17 protein-coding genes and 2 pseudogenes are annotated in these 19,039 nt (G+C 75.6%); 10 read left to right on the top strand and 9 right to left on the bottom strand.

The features are described from left to right. The first annotated feature begins 8 nt into the window (after window positions 1–8). Complete coding sequence (locus tag ACTJIY_RS02365) at window positions 9–731, top strand: lysoplasmalogenase (RefSeq protein ID WP_440672946.1); 723 nt, start codon at window positions 9–11, stop codon at window positions 729–731. 42 nt (window positions 732–773) lie between these two features. Here the strand turns inward: ACTJIY_RS02365 and ACTJIY_RS02360 are convergent, their stop codons facing one another. From ACTJIY_RS02360 to ACTJIY_RS02330, 7 genes and pseudogenes are all read right to left on the bottom strand, one after another. Continuing rightward, window positions 774–1,343: a sugar O-acetyltransferase gene (locus ACTJIY_RS02360; RefSeq protein WP_440672947.1), complete on the bottom strand. Its 570-nt coding sequence runs from the start codon at window positions 1,341–1,343 to the stop codon at window positions 774–776. 9 nt (window positions 1,344–1,352) lie between these two features. Beyond that, on the bottom strand, window positions 1,353–2,231 hold the full coding sequence (locus tag ACTJIY_RS02355) for a helix-turn-helix transcriptional regulator (RefSeq protein ID WP_440672948.1): 879 nt from the start codon (window positions 2,229–2,231) through the stop codon (window positions 1,353–1,355). Window positions 2,232–2,317: 86 nt separating this feature from the next. Continuing rightward, entirely contained in the window at window positions 2,318–2,725 is a 408-nt protein-coding gene (locus tag ACTJIY_RS02350) for a (R)-mandelonitrile lyase (RefSeq protein ID WP_353709395.1), read from the bottom strand. Between the two features lie 25 nt (window positions 2,726–2,750). Then, a pseudogene (locus ACTJIY_RS02345) lies at window positions 2,751–3,341 on the bottom strand (zinc-binding dehydrogenase); the annotation flags it as partial. Between the two features lie 57 nt (window positions 3,342–3,398). Further along, window positions 3,399–3,836, bottom strand: a pseudogene (locus ACTJIY_RS02340) (alcohol dehydrogenase catalytic domain-containing protein); the annotation flags it as partial. Between the two features lie 94 nt (window positions 3,837–3,930). Further along, window positions 3,931–5,253 carry a PP2C family protein-serine/threonine phosphatase gene (locus ACTJIY_RS02335; RefSeq protein ID WP_440672949.1) on the bottom strand — a complete coding sequence of 441 codons (1,323 nt, stop codon included), beginning with the start codon at window positions 5,251–5,253 and terminating at the stop codon, window positions 3,931–3,933. 101 nt (window positions 5,254–5,354) lie between these two features. Then, window positions 5,355–7,805, bottom strand: coding sequence for a DNA gyrase/topoisomerase IV subunit A (locus ACTJIY_RS02330; protein ID WP_440672950.1), 2,451 nt, complete (start codon window positions 7,803–7,805; stop codon window positions 5,355–5,357). Between the two features lie 215 nt (window positions 7,806–8,020). Between ACTJIY_RS02330 and ACTJIY_RS02325 the strand changes: the two genes are divergently transcribed. The 4 genes from ACTJIY_RS02325 to ACTJIY_RS02310 all read left to right on the top strand — a co-directional run bounded on the left by ACTJIY_RS02325 (window position 8,021) and on the right by ACTJIY_RS02310 (window position 13,417). Continuing rightward, on the top strand, window positions 8,021–10,831 hold the full coding sequence (locus ACTJIY_RS02325) for a bifunctional acetate--CoA ligase family protein/GNAT family N-acetyltransferase (protein WP_440672951.1): 2,811 nt from the start codon (window positions 8,021–8,023) through the stop codon (window positions 10,829–10,831). 71 nt (window positions 10,832–10,902) lie between these two features. Beyond that, the gene (locus tag ACTJIY_RS02320) at window positions 10,903–11,496 is read left to right on the top strand and encodes a DUF5998 family protein (protein ID WP_253049090.1); all 594 of its coding nucleotides are present in this window, start codon (window positions 10,903–10,905) and stop codon (window positions 11,494–11,496) included. After that, a complete protein-coding gene (locus ACTJIY_RS02315) occupies window positions 11,493–12,689 on the top strand; it encodes an alkaline phosphatase family protein (protein ID WP_440672952.1) in 1,197 nt (398 codons plus the stop codon). The genes ACTJIY_RS02320 and ACTJIY_RS02315 overlap by 4 nt, the downstream gene beginning before the upstream one ends. A gap of 86 nt (window positions 12,690–12,775) precedes the next feature. Then, a complete protein-coding gene (locus tag ACTJIY_RS02310) occupies window positions 12,776–13,417 on the top strand; it encodes a thymidine kinase (protein ID WP_440672953.1) in 642 nt (213 codons plus the stop codon). 41 nt (window positions 13,418–13,458) lie between these two features. On the opposite strand, the gene sepH is transcribed toward ACTJIY_RS02310, so the two are convergent. Then, window positions 13,459–14,589 (bottom strand): septation protein SepH, encoded by a 1,131-nt coding sequence (gene sepH / locus ACTJIY_RS02305; protein WP_440672954.1) that lies wholly within the window; start codon window positions 14,587–14,589, stop codon window positions 13,459–13,461. 256 nt (window positions 14,590–14,845) lie between these two features. Here sepH and ACTJIY_RS02300 point away from each other — a divergent pair, with 256 nt between their 5' ends. The 3 genes from ACTJIY_RS02300 (at window position 14,846) to ACTJIY_RS02290 (ending at window position 16,976) form a co-directional block, all read left to right on the top strand. Continuing rightward, window positions 14,846–15,499 carry a trimeric intracellular cation channel family protein gene (locus tag ACTJIY_RS02300; RefSeq protein ID WP_253049103.1) on the top strand — a complete coding sequence of 218 codons (654 nt, stop codon included), beginning with the start codon at window positions 14,846–14,848 and terminating at the stop codon, window positions 15,497–15,499. 3 nt (window positions 15,500–15,502) lie between these two features. Beyond that, window positions 15,503–16,354 (top strand): inositol monophosphatase family protein, encoded by an 852-nt coding sequence (locus ACTJIY_RS02295; protein ID WP_440672955.1) that lies wholly within the window; start codon window positions 15,503–15,505, stop codon window positions 16,352–16,354. Between the two features lie 322 nt (window positions 16,355–16,676). Beyond that, window positions 16,677–16,976, top strand: a complete 300-nt coding sequence (locus ACTJIY_RS02290; RefSeq protein WP_047234722.1) for a DUF4193 domain-containing protein — start codon at window positions 16,677–16,679, stop codon at window positions 16,974–16,976. An 83-nt stretch (window positions 16,977–17,059) separates the two neighbouring features. On the opposite strand, the gene ACTJIY_RS02285 is transcribed toward ACTJIY_RS02290, so the two are convergent. Continuing rightward, a complete protein-coding gene (locus tag ACTJIY_RS02285; RefSeq protein ID WP_253049110.1) occupies window positions 17,060–17,575 on the bottom strand; it encodes a DUF3093 domain-containing protein in 516 nt (171 codons plus the stop codon). Between the two features lie 76 nt (window positions 17,576–17,651). Here ACTJIY_RS02285 and dut point away from each other — a divergent pair, with 76 nt between their 5' ends. After that, on the top strand, window positions 17,652–18,128 hold the full coding sequence (gene dut, locus ACTJIY_RS02280) for a dUTP diphosphatase (protein WP_253049112.1): 477 nt from the start codon (window positions 17,652–17,654) through the stop codon (window positions 18,126–18,128). A gap of 160 nt (window positions 18,129–18,288) precedes the next feature. Next, entirely contained in the window at window positions 18,289–19,038 is a 750-nt protein-coding gene (locus ACTJIY_RS02275) for a DUF3710 domain-containing protein (RefSeq protein ID WP_353709392.1), read from the top strand. The last annotated feature ends 1 nt before the right edge of the window (window position 19,039 follow it).

Genomic DNA, 19,039 nt, shown 5'->3' with positions numbered 1-19,039 from the left:
CGACACCCATGCTCGCCGCGTGGGGCGCGCTCGCCCTGCTCACCCTCGTCCACCTCGCCGCGCAGCTCGCGGGCGCCTCGACGCTCGCCGACGCGTCGCAGTGGTTCCTCATGCCCCTCCTCGCGACCTGCCTGTGGCTCGCCACGCGACGACGCGACGGCGGACGACGCGACGGCGACGGTCCGGGCCGGCGCTCGCGGCTGGTCCGTCTCACGCTCGTCGCGCTGGGCTTCTCGTGGCTCGGTGACACGGCCCCCGACCTCGCCGACGGCGACACGGCGTTCCTCGTCATGGTCGGGTTCTTCCTGTGTGCCCAGGTGACGTACACACTCGCGTTCTGGCCCTTCCGCGCGGGGTCGGTGCTGCGTCGCCCGCTCGCGCTCGCGCCGTACCTGCTCGCCTTCGTCGCACTCGTCGTCGCGTGCGCGCCCGGTGCCGGGTCGCTGCTCGTCCCGGTCGTCGTGTACGGCGCGTGCCTCGTGCTGATGGCCGTGACGGCGACGGGCGTCGACCGCCTCGCAGCCGTCGGCGGGGCGGTGTTCCTGGTGTCCGACGCGCTCATCGCCCTCGGCGCGTTCGCGCCGTGGTACGCCCTGCCCGCGCACGGCTTCTGGGTGATGCTCACCTACGTCGTCGGGCAGGTGCTCCTCGTCCTCGGCGTGCTGCGCCGGGAGCGCGCCACGGCGGCCCCCGTCGAGGAGAAGGGCGGCGCCGCGTGGGCATCGACGTGACGCTCGCCGGTGCCCGCTGATCCGGTTGCCGCTGATCCGACCTCAGGCGTCGAGCGAGCGGACGACGCGCGCGGGCGTGCCGACGACGACGGTGCGTGCGGGGACGTCCCGGGTGACGACGGAGCCGGCCCCGACGACGGCGTCGTCCCCGATCGTCACCCCGGGAAGGACGGTCACGTTGGCGCCGAGCCACACGTTGCGGCCGAGGACGACGCGCGCGGGGTGCATGTCGGCGCGCCGGGCCGGGTCGAGGTCGTGGTTGAGCGTCGTGAGGACGGCGTTGTGCCCGATGAGGCAGCCGTCCCCGACGGTGATGCCGCCCTGGTCCTGGAATCGGCAGCCGGAGTTGAGGAAGACGTCCCGGCCGAGGGTGATGTTCTTGCCGAAGTCGGCCGTGAACGGCGGGAAGAGGGTCACGGACTCGTGCACGGGCCTGCCCGTCAGCTCCGCGAGGAGCTCGCGGACGCGCTCGGGCGAGCGGTACGCGCCGTTGAGCTCGCCGGCGATGCGCAGCGCCTCCTGGCTCGTGCGGTGCATGACGGCGTGCAGCGGCGAGCCGCCGGGGATCGTCCGCCCGGCGTCGAGCTCGGCCAGCAGGTCGTCCAGGTCCATGGGTTCCTCTCAGTCGGTGCGCGACGGCGCGGTGGCCGGGGCCTCGGCGGCCGCCCAGGACGCGAGCAGGCGCAGCGACTCCTCGGTCGGGGAGCCGGGGGTCGCGGTGTACACGGTCATGCCGAGCCCGGGGTCGCCGTGGAGCTCGAGCGTCTGGTAGTGCAGCTCGAGGTCCCCGACGACGGGGTGGCGGAACGTCTTCTGCCCGGCGTAGTGCCGGCGCACGTCGTGGGACGCCCACAGCTCGCGGAACCGCTCGCTCCGCGTCGAGAGCTCGCCCACGAGGGCCTGGAGGCGCCGGTCGTGCGGGCTGCGGCCGGCCTCGCGGCGCAGGATCGTGACGTTCGTCCACGCCGCGCGGTCCCAGTCGGGGTAGAAGTCGTGCGACGCGGGGTCGAGGAAGATGTGCCGCGAGAAGTTCGCCGGGCCCGCGGAGCCCGCGGTCATCGGCGCGTACATCGCGTACCCGAGCGCGTTGGCCGCGACGAGGTCCATGCGGTTGTTCTGGATGAACGCGGGCGCCGTCGTGATCGCGTCGAGCAGGTACTGCAGCTCGGGGCGCACCGGGGTGTCGCCGTGGCCGCGCTGCGGGCGGGCGCCGACGGGGTTCGCGGTGCGCGCGAGGTCGAGCAGGTGCTCGCGCTCGGCCGCGTCGAGGAGCAGGGCACGCGCCACCGACTCGAGCACGACGTCGGACACGCCCCGCAGGTTTCCGCGCTCGAGCCGCGTGTAGTAGTCCACGCTCACGCCGGCGAGCCGGGCGACCTCGTCGCGGCGTAGTCCCGCGACGCGGCGACGGCCGCCGAACGTCTCGATGCCGGCCTGCTCGGGGGTCACCCGGGCCCGGCGGCTCATGAGGAACTCGCGCACCTCGGAACGGTTGTCCATGGCCTCCACGTCTTTCACGGTACGTCGGGACGACGGCGGGCCGCGCGGGCGGGAGTGCCGTGGCCTCCCACCCGCGCGGGGGCACGTCAGCCCGGGTACTCCTCGGGGGCGAGGAGGTCGCCCCACGTCGTCTCGGGCTCGTCGACGCCGGGCGCGGGCGCCTCCCACAGCGCGAGATGGCACAGGAAGCTGTCACCGCTCGCGCCGTGCCAGTGCCACTCGCCCGGGGGCGTGTAGACGGTGTCGCCCGGCCGGAGCTCGACGACCTCCTCGCCCCGCGACTGCACGTAGCCGAACCCCTCGGTGACGTGCAGCGTCTGCCCGACGGCGTGCCGGTGCCACGCGGTGTGCGCGCCGGGGGCGAAGCGGACGAGGTTCAGGCGCGCCCGCGACGGCTCCGTGCCCGCGTAGTAGGAGTTGAACCAGACGTCACCGGTGAACCACGAGGCGGGTCCCTTCACGGTCGGCGTCGTCGGCTGCCTCTCGGTGCTCATGTCTCTCCTCCTGTCAGGACGTCGTTCAGAACGCGACGAGCGTCTTGAGGGACTCGCGGCGGTCCATCGCGGCGTAACCCTCGGCGATGTCGTCGATCGCGACGGTCTTGTCGAACACCCGGCCGGGGTCGATCTCCCCGCGGAGCACCTGCGGGATCGCGTCCTCGAGGTACGCGCGGACGGGTGCGGGCCCGCCGGTGAGCGTGATGTTGCGGCCGAAGAGCGAGCCGAACCCGACCGGTGCGTCCTCGTACTGCGGGACGCCGACGCGGCTGATCACGCCCCCCGCGCGCACGACGCCGTAGGACTGCTCGTAGGCGGGCATGTGCCCGACGGCCTCCAGCACGACGTGGCTGCCCAGGCCGCCGGTGAGGTCACGGACCCGCTGGATCCCCTCGGCGCCCCGCTCGGCGACGACGTCGGTCGCGCCCCACTCGCGCCCCAGGTCGGTCCGCGACGTGTGGCGGCCCATGAGGATGATGCGCTCGGCGCCCATCTGCCGTGCGGCGAGCACGGCGGACAGCCCGACGGCGCCGTCGCCGATGACGGTGACGGTCGTCTGCGCGGAGACGCGCGCCATGTGCGCCGCGTGGTAGCCGGTGAGGTACACGTCCGAGAGGGTGAGCAGCGAGGGGAGGAGCGGGCTCGTCTCGTCGACGTCCGGCACGGCGACGAGGCTGCCGTCCGCGAGCGGGATGCGCGCGAGCTCGGCCTGCTGGCCACCCACGTCGCCGGGGTTGCCGTAGAACCCGCCGTGCGGGCACGCGGTCTGGAAGCCGTCGCGGCACACGGGGCACGTGTTGTCCGACCACGCGAACGGCGCGATCACGAGGTCGCCCGCGCGGACGGTCGTGACGGCAGAACCGGTCTCCTCCACGATGCCGAGGAGCTCGTGCCCGATCGGGACGCCTTGGTCGGTGTGCGGCATGGAACGGTAGGGGTGCAGGTCGGACCCGCACACGCACGCGCGCACCGCGCGCACGATCGCGTCGGTCGGCTCGACGATCGTCGGGTCGGGGCGGGTCTCGACGCGGACGTCGCGCGCGCCGTAGATGACGGTGGCCTTCAAGGAGCTCTCCGTTGCCGGTGGGGAACTGGGTGCGATCACCATTCGACACCGGGTGCGCGTACTCCTGGGAGTCCCGCTCCTACAGGGTTCTGGCAGTACCTCCCACGACCGGATCGGTGCAGCGACCGGGGGACGGTCAGACATCGGGCCCGGTGGAAGGCTCCCCGTCGTCGACGTGCACCATGACGAGGGCGACGTCGTCCTGGGCGCCGTGGGGGACGAGCTCCGCGAGGAGCGCGTCCAGCAGTTCCTCGGGGGCCACGTCGCCGAGCCCCTCGACCCGGCCCGGGAGCTCGTCGAGCACCTCGCGCAACGACCGGTCCCGGCGCTCGACGAGCCCGTCGGTGTAGAGCAGGAGCGTGTCGCCCGGGTCGAGCGACGCCTCGTGCTCGGTGCGCGGGCCGCCCAGCCCGACGCCGAGCATGGGCGACGGGCGCGCCGTGAGCAGGTGCGCGGTCCCGTCCGCGCGGCGCACGACCGGCGGGACGTGCCCGGCGCTCGCCCAGCGGACCGCGCGCCGTCCGGCAGGTCCGGGGGCGCCGATGCGCGCGACGGCGACCGTCGCCAGCGCCTGGAGGCCGAGCCCCTCGGCGGTCTGCTCGGCGGCGTCGAGCGCGGTGGCAGGGCCGGCGTCGGTCGCGAAGGCGACGGAGCGGAGGACGCCGCGCAGGTGGCCCATGTGGGCCGCGGCGGCGACGTCGTGCCCGGTCACGTCGCCGACGACGACGGTCGTCTCGCCGTCGGGGTGCACGAACGCGTCGTACCAGTCGCCGCCGACGTGCACCTCGGGGACCGCCGACCGGTAACGCACGTCGATCGCCAGCCCCGGGATGTCGGGGGGCGGGGTGAGGATCGAGTCCTGGATCGCGAGCGACGCGCTCCGCTCGCGCGTGATCACCTCGGCGTAGCGGTCGACCGACGAGCCGAGGAGCAGCCCGCGGTCGACGAGCGACATCGCGTCCGGGCAGTCGCTCACCTCGCCCCGGCCGGTGTCGGGCGCCGCGGGGCCGCGCGCGAGCACGACGCTCGTCACGTCCTCGGCGCGGTGCACGACGGCCGACACCCGACCGCCCGCGTCCAGGACGGGGAGGTTGGTCGTGATCCACCACCGCTCGGCCCACCTGCCGTCGGGGCGGCGCAGGTCGTACCGGTGCGGCCCGATCATCTCGAGGCGGCCCGTGCGTGCGACCCTCTCGAGCGACCGGACGACCCGTTCGACGGAGCTGCCGTCGGGGCCGTGAGCGGGGAACACGTCGAGGTAGTGGCGGCCGACGACGGCGCTCGCGGGCACGTCGATCGTGCGCAGCAGCGACTCGTTGGCGTCGAGCACCGTGAGGTCCGGGGAGAGCACGGCCTTGGGCGCCGTGAGGACCGCGAAGACGGCGTGGTAGTCGACGGGGCCGGCGGCCCCGTCCGCGTCGCGAGGCGTCCGGACGGCGCCCCCCTGGTTCCCTGCCACACCACGAGCCTGCGCCCATCGCCGGTACTCGCAAGGGCGGGCGACCGCGACGTCCCGCTCGGGACGCCCTGGCGCCCTCGCCGGCGGCCGTCGACCGGGGGCTACCCGACCGCCGTGACGGGCGAGGCGAGCGGCGTGCCGGACCCGTCGCGGCGCTGGTCGACCTCCGGCAGGTCGACGGCCTGGCCGCCGGAGCCCGTGGCACGGGCGGGACCCTGCCCGACCCACGCGAGGATCAGCGCGTCCTCGCCCTTGAGGAACCGCTGCGCCCGGACGCCGCCGGTGCCGCGGCCCTTGCCGGGGTAGAGCTCGTACGGCGTGACCTTGCCGGCCCCGGTCTGGGTGCCCGCGAGGGCGCCCGACGACCCGGCGACGGTGACGACGACCCCGAGGTCGCGCACGTCAGCCGGCACGACGCCGAAGAACGCGACCCGGTGGCCGTCCGCGAGCCGGATGCCGGCCATGCCGCCGGCCGCACGCCCCTGGGGCCGCACCGCGGACGCGTCGAAGTGCAGCAGCGACGCGTCGGTGCTGACGAACACGACCTCGTCCGCGTCGGTCGCGGGCGCTGCGCCGACGACGGTGTCGCCGTCCTTGAGGCCGATGACCTCCCAGTCGTCGCGGTTGCTCGGAACGTCGCCCGGGGCGACGCGCTTGACGACGCCCTGCGCGGTGCCGAGGGCGAGCGGGGGAGCGTCCGCGTCGAGCGACGCGATCGTCACGGCCTCCTCGCCGGGCGCGAGCGCGACGACCTCGCTGAGCGGCACGCCGCCGGACAGGCTCGGCGCGCTGTCGGTCGGTGGCAGCGCGGGCAGGTCGAGCACGGAGACGCGGACCATCCGCCCGCGGCTCGTGACGAGCCCGACCTCACCGCGCGCCGTCGTGCGGACGGCGGCGCGCAGCACGTCGTGGGCGGCGCGCGGGCCGGAGCGCGCCGGCTCCGTCTCGTCGCTCGTGCGGGCCAGCAGACCGGTGGCGGAGAACAGCGCCCAGCAGGGCGTGTCCGCGACCTCGAGCGGGACGGCCGCGGTCGTGGTCGGCGCGGCGCCGGCCGACTCCAGGAGGATGGTGCGGCGCGGGGTGCCGTACGTCTTGGCGACGTCCGCCATCTCTGCCGACACGACGGCGCGCAGCTTCGCGTCGCTGCCGAGGATCTCCTGGAGCTCCTCGATCTCGCGGCGCAGCGTCTCCTGCTCCTTCTCGAGCTCGATGCGCGAGAACTTGGTGAGGCGGCGGAGCTGGAGCTCGAGGATGTACTCGGCCTGCGGCTCGGAGAGGTCGAACACGGTCTGCAGGCGTCCGCGGGCCGTCGCGGCGTCGTCGGACGAGCGGATCACCTGGATGACCTCGTCGATGTCGACGATGGCGATGAGCAGGCCGTCCACGAGGTGGAGCCGCTCGGACCGCTTGCGCAGCCGGTAGGCGGAGCGCCGGCGCACGACGTCGATGCGGTGGTCGACCCAGACCGAGAGCATCTCGCGCAGGCCGAGCGTGCGCGGCTGCCCGTCGACGAGCGCGACGTTGTTCATGCCGAACGAGTCCTCGAGCGGCGTGAACTTGTAGAGCTGCTCCAGCACCGCCTCGGGGTTGAAGCCCGTCTTCACCTCGACGACGATCCGCAGCCCGTGCTCGCGGTCCGTGAGGTCGGTCGCGGCGGTGATGCCCTGGATCTTCTTCGTCCTGACGCCCTCGGCGATCTTCTCGATCACCTTCTCCGGGCCGACGAGGTACGGCAGTTCGGTGATGACGATGCCCTTGCGGCGCGGGGTGAGGTTCTCCACGCGGGCGGTGGCGCGCGTGCGGAAGGTGCCGCGGCCCGTGCGGTAGGCGTCGCGGACGCCGTCGAGACCGACGATCTTGCCGCCCGTCGGCAGGTCGGGGCCGGGGACGAACCGCATGAGCGCGTCGAGGTCGGCGTCCGGGTGCGCGACGAGGTGGCGCGCCGCGGCGACGACCTCGACGAGGTTGTGCGGCGCCATGTTGGTGGCCATGCCGACCGCGATGCCCGACGCCCCGTTGACGAGCAGGTTGGGGATCGCCGCCGGGAGCACCTCGGGCTGCTGGAGCTTGTTGTCGTAGTTCGGCACGAAGTCGACGACGTCCTCGTCGAGCCCCGCCGTCATCGCGAGCGACGGGGGAGCGAGGCGCGCCTCGGTGTACCGGGAGGCGGCGGGGCCGTCGTCGAGCGTGCCGAAGTTGCCGTGCCCGTCGACGAGCGGGAGGCGCAGCGAGAAGTCCTGCGCGAGGCGCACGAGCGCGTCGTAGATCGCGGCGTCCCCGTGCGGGTGCAGCTTGCCCATGACCTCGCCGACGACGCGCGCCGACTTCACGTGCGCGCGGTCGGGGCGCAGGCCCATGTCGGCCATCATGTAGAGGATGCGGCGCTGGACGGGCTTGAGGCCGTCGCGCGCGTCGGGCAGGGCGCGGGAGTAGATGACGGAGTAGGCGTACTCGAGGAACGACGTCTCCATCTCCGCCTGGACGTCGACGTCGACGATCTTCTCGTTCACCTCGGCCGGGTCGAGCGAGGGGGTCGAGGACTTGCGCGCCATGTGCCTGCGGGCTCCTGCCGTTCGGTGCGCCGCGAGGGCGCGGGATCTGTGCCGGCGTGCGCCGGTGGTGACGTGCTGCGGTCGCGCGCCGCACGCGAGGGTACGCCAACCGTCCGACATGCCGCGTCGCGTCGCCTGTCGAGGGACCATTGTCCTCCCTGGTCGGGCCGGGGTGGCGCAGGCGCACCGCGCCACCCACCGCATAGCCTGGGGGCGTGAGCGACGGCGGCGCAGCCGGGCGGGGCCCGGACCGGTACCCGGTGGAGTGGGAGGCGGACGTCGTCCTGCGCGACGGGACGACGACGCACGTGCGCCCCATCCGCCCCGAGGACGCCGACGCGCTGCAGCGATTCCACGTGGGCCAGTCCGAGCGCTCGACGTACCTGCGCTTCTTCGCCCCCATGGAACGGCTCTCGGAGCGCGACCTGGAGCGGTTCACGCGGGTCGACCACGTCGACCGCGTCGCGCTCGTCGCGGTCCGTCCGCGCGACGAGGCGGCCGGACCCGCGGAACCGGCCGGGGAGGAGAGGACCGGCGACGTCGGCGAGGACATCATCGGCGTCGCGCGCTTCGACCGCACGGGCGCGAGCGAGGCCGAGGTCGCCTTCAACATCGCCGACTCGGCCCAGGGCCGGGGGCTCGGCTCCGTGCTGCTCGAGCACGTCGCCGCGGCGGCGCGCGAGCGCGGCGTGCGGCGCTTCACCGCCGAGGTGCTGCCGCAGAACGGCAAGATGCTCGCCGTCTTCCGCGAGGCCGGGTACGACGTGCGCCAGCAGATGGACGACGGGTTCGTCCAGGTGAGCGTCGACCTCGACCCCACGGAACGGTCGCGAGCCGTCATGGCGGACCGCGAGCACCGCGCCGAGGCGCGGAGCATGCAGGGGCTGCTCGGTGCGACGAGCGTCGTGCTCGTGGGCCCGGGCGCGCCGGTCGACGGCGGCCAGGACCCCGACGGCGCGCCCCTCGACCGCGTCCTCGCGCACCGCGCCCTGGCCGCGCTCGTGCGCAGCCCCGACGTGACCGTCCACGTGGTGGGTGCCGGCGTGGGCGGGCCCGACGGCGGGGCGGCGCCCCGCACGCACGCGACCCTCGCCGACGTCCCGGGCCCCGTGGACCTCGCGGTCGTCGCGCTGCCGCCCTCGGACGCGATCGAGGCGGTCCGCCAGCTCGCGCGCCTCGAGGTGCGCGGCGTCGTCGTGCTGTCCGCCGGGTTCGCCGAGACCGGGCCGGACGGGCTCGCGCTCCAGCGCGAGCTCCTGCGCGTCGCGCACACGGCGGGGCTCCGCGTCGTCGGGCCCGCAAGCTACGGCCTGCTGCGCACGGGCGAGACCCGCGAGCGGCCCGCGCTCGCGGCGACGCTCGCCGAGGACCTGCCGCTGCCCGGCGTCGTGGGCCTGTTCAGCCAGTCGGCGCCCATGGGCGTCACGCTGCTCGCGACCACGGCGCGACGCGGGCTGGGCGTGTCGTCGTTCCTGTCCGCGGGGCACCGGGCCGACGTGTCGGGCAACGACCTCATGCAGTACTGGCAGGACGACGCCGCGACGCAGGTGGTCTGCCTGTACCTCGAGTCGATCGGAAACCCGCGCAAGTTCTCGCGCATCGCGCGCCGCCTCGCGTCGGTCAAGCCGGTCGTGGTCGTCACGGCCGGGCGCTCCGGCCAGGTCGTGCCGCCGGGCCACGCCGTGCGCTCGACCCGTGCGCCCCGCCGCACGCTCGAGGAGATGCTGCGCCAGTCGGGCGTGATCCGGGCCGAGAACACGCACCACATGATCGACATCGCCCAGCTTCTCGCGCACCAGCCGCTCCCGGGCGGGCGCCGCGTCGGCATCCTCGCGAGCTCGGCGTCGCTCGCCGCGCTCGTGGCGGAGGCGTCGTCGTCGGCGGGCCTCGTCGTCGCACGGTCGGACTTCCTGCCCGAGGACGCGTCGTCGGACGAGCTCGCCGCCACGGTCGACGCGCTCTACGCGCCCGACGCGTGCGACGTCGTCGTGGTGGTCCAGGTCCCCGTGGTGCACCCGCGCCGCGAGGACCTCTCCCGGGCCGTCGCGCGCGCGGCGGCGCGCACGGGCCGCACGACGGTCGCGAGCATGCTCGGGCTCCACGGCCTCACCGACGAGCTCGCGGCCCCGGCGCCCGACGCGTCGGGCGGTGCGTCCGACGTCCTGCTGCGGGTCCCGGCCTACTCCACGCCCGAGGACGCGGTCGCCGCGCTCGGGGCCGTCGTGCGCTACGCCCGCTGGCGCGAGGCGGACCACGGGACGCCGGTGCGCCCCGCGGGCGTCGACGCGAGCCGCGCCCGCGCCCTCGTCGAGAGCGCCCTGGCGGGCCGGGACGCCGTCGACCTCGACCCCGCGACGACCGCCGAGCTGCTCGCGTGCTACGGCGTCCGCGTGTGGCCCGCCCGCCGCGTCCGGACCGCCGACGAGGCCGTCGCGGCCGCGCGCGAGATCGGCTGGCCCGTCGCGCTCAAGAGCACGGCGGCCGGGCTGCGCCACCGCGCGGACCTCGGCGGCGTGCGCCTCGACATCGCGGACGAGGCGGAGCTGCGGTCCGACGTCGCGCAGATGCGCGAGGCGCTCGCGGCCGTGCTGCCCGGCGCCGCCGACCAGCCGTTCGAGGTGCAGGCGATGGCCGACGCCGGCGTCGCGTGCGTGGTGCGCTCGACGGAGGACCAGCTCTTCGGGCCGGTCGTGTCGTTCGGCCTCGCAGGTGACGCGGTCGACCTCCTGGGCGACGTCGCGTACGGGGTGCCGCCGCTGACCGACGTGGACGTCGCGGCCATGGTGCGCTCGGTGCGGGCGGCCCCGCGGCTCTTCGGGTACATGGGCACGCACGTCGTGGCCACGGCCGCGCTCGAGGACGTCCTGGCGCGGGTGTCCGTGCTCGCGGACGACCTGCCGGAGGTGCGCAGCCTCGAGCTCTACCCCGTCGTCGTGTCCGAGCACGAGGCCGCGGTGCTCAGCGCGCGCGTCACGCTCGCGGACGCCCAGCGCGCCGACGCGCTGCGCCGCGCGCTGCCGGGCTGACGTCCGGTCGTCCGTCCCCAGGCGGTACGAGCGGGTGGCCGCGGCCGCTCGCCGGATGGGAGAATGCGCGGGTGCCCTCAGCAACCTCGAACCCCTGGACCGACCTGACGACCCAGCTCCACCGCGCCGGCTACTACCCGGAGCTCGTCGCGGACGTCCTCGACCTCGCGGTCGCGGGGGAGGAGATCGTCTCGCACCTCGTGCTCCCGGAGACGACGTTCGACGCGTCCGAGGTGCGCCGGCACCTCACCGTGCTCGTCCTGACCCCCACGCGGCTCGTCACGGCGCACGTCGACGACCACCCGGCCGACAGCGAGAACCCGTCCGCGTCCGCCGCCGCCACGACCGAGTCGGTGCCGCTGGCCGAGGTGCGGTCCGTGTCGCTCACGCACGTCGTGGCCGAGCCGCACGAGCACCGCGCGGGCGCCGCCCCGCTCGAGGTGACGCTCGCCCTCGGCTGGGGCGCGGTCTCGCGCGTCGACCTCGAGCCCGCAGGGTGCGCGGACCCGAGCTGCGACGCCGACCACGGGCTCACGGGGCAGATCACGCCGGACGACGTCGTCGTCCGCGTGAGCGCCGAGGCGGAGGGTCGTGACGCCGTGCGCGCCGCGGTCGACTTCGCGCGCGCCCTCTCGCGCGCCACCGCGAGGCACAGCGCCCGGTGAGCGAGGCACGCACGGACGAGGCCCCAGCCACCCCCGCGCTCCCCGCGGGCCTGCTCGCGCCCGACCTCGGGCTGGGCGGTCTCTCCGCGGTGCTCCCCGGGGCGGCGGGCGCCCTCGGCGTCCGGTTCGCGACCGCCACGGGGCTCGGGAGCGAGGAAGCGCGCTCGGCGCTCGACCTGCCGCGCGCCGAGCGGGTGTGCGTCGTCCTCGTCGACGGGCTGGGGCACGTCAACCTCGCGGAGCGCGCCGGGCACGCGCCGTTCCTCCGCTCGCTCCTGCCCGACGCGCGGGCGCTCACCTCGACCTTCCCCAGCACGACGGCCGCCGCGATCGGCGCGTTCGGCACCGGCACCGCCCCCGGGCGCACGGGCATGCTCGGGTACACGCAGCGCAACCCGGCGACGGGCGGGCTCGCCAACATGGTGTCGTGGGACGGCGCCCCGCCGCCCGCGGAGCTCCAGCGCGAGACGCCCGTGCTCGAGCGGCTCGCCGCGGTGGACCTCGCCGTGACCTCGACCGGCCCCGCACGGTTCGCCGGGTCCGGCATGACGGTCGCCGCCCTGCGGGGAGGGTCGTACGCCGCCGCCGAGGGACTCGGGGCGCGCGTCGACGCCGCGGTGCGGGCCCTGTCCCGGCCGGGCCTCGTCTATCTGTACTGGGGCGAGGTGGACAAGGCGGGGCACCACCACGGCAGCACGTCCTGGCAGTGGGGCGACGAGCTCGAGGCGCTCGACCGTGAGCTCGCCCGCCTCGCCCGGTCGGTCCCGCGCGGCACCCTCGTGCTCGTCACCGCGGACCACGGGATGGTCGACGTCGACCCGGCCCTGCGTCGCGACGTCGCCACGGACCCGGTGCTCGCGCGGGGCGTCGCGCTCGTCGGCGGCGAGCCGCGCGCGGTGCACGTCTACACGGAGCCGGGGGAGACGACCGCCGTCGCGGCGCGCTGGCGCGACGTCCTGGGCGACGACGCGCTCGTCCTGGAGCGCGAGGAGGTGCTCGCGCGGGGTCTCCTCGGGCCCGACCCGCGGCCGGAGGCGGTCGCGGCGGCGGGCGACGTGATCGTCGCGCTGCGCGGCCGCGCCACGGTGGTCGACTCGCGCACCCAGACGCCTGCGTCGCTCGCGCTCGTCGGCGTGCACGGCTCGCTCACCGAGCGCGAGATGCGCGTCCCGCTGCTCGTCGCGGGGACCTGACCCCGGCGACGCCCCGCGCCACGCCACGACGCGGCCGCCCGCGACCGCACCGACCGACCCGCACCGACCTCGCGAAGGAACGCCCGATGGCCGAGCTCGTCTTCTTCTCCGGGACCATGGACTGCGGCAAGTCCACCCTCGCCCTGCAGCTCGACCACAACCACGCCGCCCGTGGCCGCCGGGGGCTCATCTTCTCCCGCAACGACCGGGCCGGCTCCGACCGGCTCTCGTCGCGGCTCGGGCTCGAGGTCGTCGCGCGCGAGGTGCGCGACGACACGGACTTCTGGTCGCTCGTCACGGCCGAGCAGGACCCGGTGGACTACCTGGTCTGCGACGAGGCGCAGTTCTACTCCCCGGCGCAGGTGGAGCAGCTCGCGCGGCTCGTCGACGAGACGGAGATCGACGTCTTCGCGTTCGGCATCACGGCCGACTTCCGTACGCGGCTCTTCCCCGGCTCGGCCCGGCTCATCGAGCTCGCCGACCGGGTCGAGGTGCTGCAGGTCGAGTCGCTGTGCTGGTGCGGCCGACGCGCGACGCACAACGCCCGCACGGTCGACGGCAGCATGGTCGTCGAGGGCGACCAGGTCGTCGTCGGGGACGTCGGGGCGGGCTCGGGGGAGATCGGCTACGAGGTGCTGTGCCGTCGGCACCACATGCGCCGCATGACCACGGCCGTCGCGCGCCGCCAGGCCGCGGCCGACGGGCTGCCGTTCGACCTGCCGCACTGAGCAGGCGCCCGGCGACGGTGCCCTCGGCCGGCGCGCTGCGCCTACTCGGGGCGCGCCCCGAACACGATCTCGTCCCAGCTCGGGACCTTCGCGCGGGAGCGGTTCTTGCCCTTGCGGGGCTCGCGCGCGGTCTGGGGCCGCGCCGCGCGCTGCGGCTCGTCCGCGTCCACCGAGACCGTGCCGCCCGAGCGCTCCTCGCGCGGAGGAGGGCCGCCCGCGCCGTCCTGCGGGCCCGAGGAGGGGTCGTCCGGGGCGTCGTCGGGCACCGGGTCCGGGAGGCGCACCGCGTCGAGCGGACGGACGGTCGGGAGGTGGACCACGGTCGCCCCCGCGGGTGCGGCCGTGTCGTCCGGAGCGTCCTGCGACGCGTCCTCGTCGTGCCGGGCCCCCACCTGCGGCCCGAACCCCTCGAACGGCTCCTGACCCTCGACCTCGACGGGGCCGGCCGGGGCCTTGCGCGGGCGCACGCCCCGGCGCTGGCTCAGGTCGTCGAGGAGCTCGGCCGTCCCGTCGTCGGGCGGGGTCGGGGGAGCGGCACGGAGCCCCCGACCGCGCCCCGTCGCGTCGACGTCGAACACCGCGACGGCGCCGGGCGTCGGGTCGCGCGGGGCGTCGGTGCCCGAGAGCCAGCGGGCCTCGTCGTCGAGCGCCTGGAGCGCGCGCGTCGCCGCGTCGTACTCCCAGCGGGCCGTCCGGCTGCCCGTCCCGACCTCGAACGCCGCGGTCACGACCCACGACGCCCCGGGCTGGCGAGCGGCGCTCCACTCCACGGCGTCGGGCTCGACGTCGCGCGCGGCGAGCCGCTGCGCGACGAGCTCCCCGACCGTCGGCGAGTCCTCCTCGTGCCCCTGGCGGGACGCGCGGACCCGGTCGACGACGTACTCCTGCTCGGCGACGACCGGGCCCGCGAAGCGGCGCACGTGCTCCACCCCGAGGCCCGCGGCCTCGGCGACCGCCTCCACGGACTCCCCGGCGCGCAACCGGGCCTGGATCTCGCGCGGGGCGAGGTTGCGCTCGCCCTCCGCGCGCAGGTGCTCCAGGTGCGGGCGGTCGCGGCGCACGGCCGCGCGCAGCGCCTCGGTGATCGGCAGCGTGAACTCCGCGCCGCCCCGCGCGCGCAGGACGAGGTGCTCCCCGTCCTCGTGCAGTCTCACCAGCTCCAGCTCGTCCATGGACCCTCCCGTGTCGCCGCGCCCGGTGGCGCTCGCGGTGCCGCTCCCGGAGCCGCCCGGTCGCCCGATGCCGCCCCGGTCGCCGGTGCCGTGCCGCGACCCCGTCTCCCGGGCCGGCGGACCGCGACGACCGCGTCACCGCTCCCTCGAGGGTGCCATCGTCCCACCCGCGAGCCGCGCAGCACGCGCGGTGTGCCGCGGACTCGGCGCGCGCTCGTCCGCGCCCCGGGTGCGGGCGGCTGGGATGATGCCGGGTGTGATCCTCGACCTCGTGCCCGGCGACGCCCTCGAGCTCGGCGGCGTCTTCTTCGCGGCGCTCTCGGGCGGGCTCGCCGCCGTGCGCAAGCGGTTCGACCTCGTGGGCGTCCTGGTCCTCGCCTGGGTCGCCGGCCTCGGCGGCGGTCTGCTGCGCGACGTCCTGATCGGCGCGATCCCCCCGGTCGGGATCTCCGACTGGCGGCTCGTCGCCGTCGCGGTGCTCGCGGGCGTCGTGACGTTCTTCTGGCACCCACGTCTGGAACGGCTGCGGCGGAGCATCATCGTGCTCGACGCGGGCGCGCTCGCGCTCTTCGTGCTCTCCGGCACGATGAAGGGCCTCGAGTACGGGGTGGGCCCGCTCGCGGCGGTCTTCGCGGGCGTCATCACCGGCGTCGGCGGCGGGATCCTGCGCGACCTGCTGACCAACGAGGCGCCGCTCCTGTTCCAGGACAAGCAGCTCTACGCGATCCCGGCGCTCGCGGGCGCCGCGCTGACCGCCGCGCTCGCGGAGGCCGGCGCGCTCGGCCTGCTCTCCCAGGCGGCGGTCCTCGCGCTCGTGTTCGGCTTCCGCCTCGTCTCCCTCCGTCTGGGCTGGTCCGCCCCGGGCCCCTGGGAGGGTCGCACCGCACGCCGTGGGTCGGGCAGGATGTGACCCGTGCGCCTCTTCATCGACGACCCCCGACAGCCCGACGACGTGACCGTGGCCGACCTGCGCGACCTCGCCGAGCGCCTCGCGCGCGAGGCCGGGGACCTCGTCCGCTCCGGCCGCCCCGACCGCGTCGAGGTGGCCGCCACGAAGTCGACGGCCACGGACGTCGTGACGCGCATGGACGCCGACTCCGAGGCGCTCCTGCGACGCGGCATCGCGGCGGCCCGCCCGGACGACGCGATCCTCGGCGAGGAGGAGGGCGCGTCCGCAGGCACGTCCGGCATCACCTGGGTCATCGACCCCGTCGACGGCACGGTCAACTACCTCTACGGGATCGCGTCGTACGCGGTGTCCGTCGCCGCCGTGGTGGGCCCGCCGGACCCGCTCGAGTGGACCGTCCTCGCCGGTGCGGTGCACTCCGTCGTCGACGGCCGCACCTGGACCGCGGGCCTCGGGGCCGGGGCGACGGTGGACGGGCGTCCGGTCCGCGTGAACGCCGAGACCGACCTGGGGCAGTGCCTGGTCGGCACGGGCTTCGGGTACGACGCGGGGCGGCGCCGCGCACAGGCGCGCGTGCTGGTCGACGTGCTGCCCCGGGTGCGGGACATCCGTCGCCTCGGCTCCGCGGCGATCGACCTGTGCCTCGTCGCCTCGGGCGAGCTCGACCTCTACTACGAGCGCGGCCTCAACCCGTGGGACATGGCTGCGGGCGCCCTCGTCGCGCACGAGGCGGGCGCGCGCGTGACGGGTCTGCGAGGCCGTGCCGCGGACCGCGAGATGACCGTCGCGGGGCCGCCCGAGGCGGTCGCCCGGCTCGTCCGGATCCTCGAGGACGCGGACGCCGACTCGGACTCCTGAGCGCGGCCGGGTGGACTGGGAGCGTTCCCGCCCGGCCGGCCCGGACGACCCCGTGTTCGCCCGTGACGAACGACACCGGGCGGGCGGGGTGCCACAGGGTGCATCCCTCCCGGAAATGGTGCAGAATCCGGTGGCCCGCCGGGAACAATTCCGGTGCGCCGTGCATTGACCAGCGTGCAACGCCTCGACGACCTCGGGGCACGACACGTCACGGGGTGCCCCCGCGCCCCGCACCTGTGCCGCCCGGCACGACCGGCCATCGCCGGTGGTCCCGGACGAGCACTGTCGCGATCGACGAATACTCCGGAGAGTGACCCCACAGATGGCAACAGACTACGACGCCCCCCGCAAGAGTGAAGAGGAGCTCAGCGAGGACTCGCTCCAGGAGCTCCAGGCTCGTCGCTCCGACAAGAGCTCGGGCGTCGTTGACGAGGACGAGACCGAGGCGGCGGAAGGTTTCGAGCTGCCCGGTGCCGACCTGTCCGGCGAGGAGCTCTCCGTCCGGGTCCTGCCTCGTCAGGCCGACGAGTTCACGTGCTCGAGCTGCTTCCTCGTGCACCACCGCAGCCAGCTCGCGTACGAGAAGAACGGGCAGCAGATCTGCTCGGAGTGCGCCGCCTGACCTGCACGACGCCCGAAGGCCGCCGCCCCCTCCCCCGGGGCGGCGGCCTTCGCCGTTCCTGGCGGCGCCTCGCGCCGCACCCGTCAGGACGCGCGTGCGGCCCGGACCGCGTCCGCGAGGCGCTGCGGGTGGCGCGTGGAGACGAGCCAGTACGGCGTCGGGTCCTGCGGGTCGTCGAGCACCACGTGCACGCCGGTGCGGGCCCACGCGCGCAGGCACACGTAGGCGCGGGCGTCGAGCCGGGGCCCGAGCTGGACGCGCATCGCCTCCGCGTCCAGGGTCGTGACCTGACCGAGCAGCGACGCCGGGACGTGCGCACGCCCGGCGCGGAGCTCGCCGTCCGCCACCGCGACGACCGGGGAGGTCCACCAGAGCGCGACGACGCCCGCCACCGCGGCGAGCGCGCCCACGCCGAGCGCGATCGCGTGGCTCGCGGGCCACAGCGCGATCCCGAGCACCAGGGCGAACCCGAGGGCCGCGGCCCAGCCGCCGACGCCCGGGACGAGCCGCTCGCGGTACGACGTCAGGCCCTCGGCGCGGGGTGCCCCGGCGGTTCCCGGGGTCGAGGAGGGCGTGCTGCGGTCGGCGGGGTCCGTCATGGGTCCATCATCCCAGCAGTCGGGGCGTCGCCCGACGTGCTCGCCCGGCCCGCCCCGGACCATTAGGCTCTGCCGGGTGCCGAACCACCACCAGCCCGAGACCGGGGACGTCGACGTCCTCATCACGCTCCTCGACGACGTCCCGGTGCCGTCCTACGCCCACCCGGGCGACGCCGGCGCCGACCTCGTGACGACCGTCGACGTCGAGCTGGCACCGGGGGAGCGCGTCGTCGTCCCGACGGGCGTCTCGATCGCGCTGCCCGACGGCTACGCGGCGTTCGTGCACCCGCGCTCCGGCCTCGCCGCGAAGCACGGCCTGACGGTCGTCAACGCGCCGGGCACCGTCGACGCCGGCTACCGCGGCGAGATCAAGGTGACGCTGCTCAACACCGACGCGCGGGAGGCCGTCGCCCTGCGCCGCGGCGACCGCGTCGCGCAGCTCGTGGTGCAGAAGGTCGAGCGCGCGCGGTTCGTGCAGGCCGAGCGGCTGCCCGGGTCGCACCGCGGCGAGGGCGGCTTCGGGTCGAGCGGCGGGTGGGGCGCGGCGACCTGACAGGTCGCGTACGGGCGACGGCGCGGGAGCCGCACGCCCGTCGTCGCACAGCGAACGTCGCACCACGACCGTCGCTGCGCGGGCTAGTGTGGAAGCAGCGCGGGGCGAGCGCCCCGCGAGGAGTCCCGGCCGAGGGCCGGGCAGGTGAAGGAGTTCCTCCGTGGGTCTGTTCCGTCGCTCCAGGTCGTCCGAGCCGACCGAGTCGCCCGAGCCGTCGGCGCCGTCGGGCGCGACGTCCGAGCAGGTCGACGACGGCGCTCCCGTCGCCGACCCGACCGACGCGAAGCCGGCCCGCGGCCCGTACGACTCCTCCCAGGTGCCCGAGCGCGGGCCCCGCCTCGACCTGGGCGCCGTGTGGCTGCCCGGCGTGCCCGGCATGGAGCTGCGCATGGAGGTCGACAAGAAGACCCAGCGCATCACCGGCGTCGCGTGCGCCGTGGCAGGCTCCGGGCTGCAGGTTCAGGCCTTCGCGGCGCCGCGCACGGAGGGCATCTGGGACGAGATCCGCGGCGAGATCGCCGCGTCGGTGACCAAGCAGGGCGGCACGGTCGACGACCTCCCCGGCCCGTTCGGCCGCGAGCTGCTCGCCCGCATCCCCGCGCAGACGCCGGACGGGCGCCCGGGCGTGCGCCCCGCGCGGTTCGTGGGCTTCGACGGCCCCCGCTGGTTCCTCCGCGGCGTCCTCACGGGCAAGGCGGCGGTCGACCCTGCCGAGGCCCGGCTGCTCGAGTCCGTGTTCGCCAACATCGTCGTCGTGCGCGACCAGAGCCCGCGCCCGCCGCGCGACCTCCTCGCCCTGCACCTGCCGGGCAAGGGGCCGGCCGCGGCGGCACCGGCACCCGCCGGCGCGCCGGAGACGCCCTCGTTCGACCCGCTGACGCGTGGGCCGGAGATCACGGAGATCCGCTGAC

Origin of the sequence: Cellulosimicrobium sp. 22598, from assembly GCF_052044445.1 — a bacterium.
GTDB lineage: Bacteria > Actinomycetota > Actinomycetes > Actinomycetales > Cellulomonadaceae > Cellulosimicrobium > Cellulosimicrobium cellulans_G.
This window is presented reverse-complemented; position numbering and strand designations above follow the sequence as displayed.

What these genes read in the sequence shown, in the direction of transcription:
- ACTJIY_RS02365 (WP_440672946.1), top strand. Translation starts at nt 9, where the DNA reads ATGCTCGCCGCGTGGGGCGCGCTCGCCCTGCTCACCCTCGTCCACCTC.
- ACTJIY_RS02360 (WP_440672947.1), bottom strand. Translation starts at nt 1,343, where the DNA reads ATGGACCTGGACGACCTGCTGGCCGAGCTCGACGCCGGGCGGACGATC.
- ACTJIY_RS02355 (WP_440672948.1), bottom strand. Translation starts at nt 2,231, where the DNA reads ATGGACAACCGTTCCGAGGTGCGCGAGTTCCTCATGAGCCGCCGGGCC.
- ACTJIY_RS02350 (WP_353709395.1), bottom strand. Translation starts at nt 2,725, where the DNA reads ATGAGCACCGAGAGGCAGCCGACGACGCCGACCGTGAAGGGACCCGCC.
- ACTJIY_RS02330 (WP_440672950.1), bottom strand. Translation starts at nt 7,805, where the DNA reads ATGGCGCGCAAGTCCTCGACCCCCTCGCTCGACCCGGCCGAGGTGAAC.
- ACTJIY_RS02310 (WP_440672953.1), top strand. Translation starts at nt 12,776, where the DNA reads ATGGCCGAGCTCGTCTTCTTCTCCGGGACCATGGACTGCGGCAAGTCC.
- sepH (WP_440672954.1), bottom strand. Translation starts at nt 14,589, where the DNA reads ATGGACGAGCTGGAGCTGGTGAGACTGCACGAGGACGGGGAGCACCTC.
- ACTJIY_RS02290 (WP_047234722.1), top strand. Translation starts at nt 16,677, where the DNA reads ATGGCAACAGACTACGACGCCCCCCGCAAGAGTGAAGAGGAGCTCAGC.
- ACTJIY_RS02285 (WP_253049110.1), bottom strand. Translation starts at nt 17,575, where the DNA reads ATGACGGACCCCGCCGACCGCAGCACGCCCTCCTCGACCCCGGGAACC.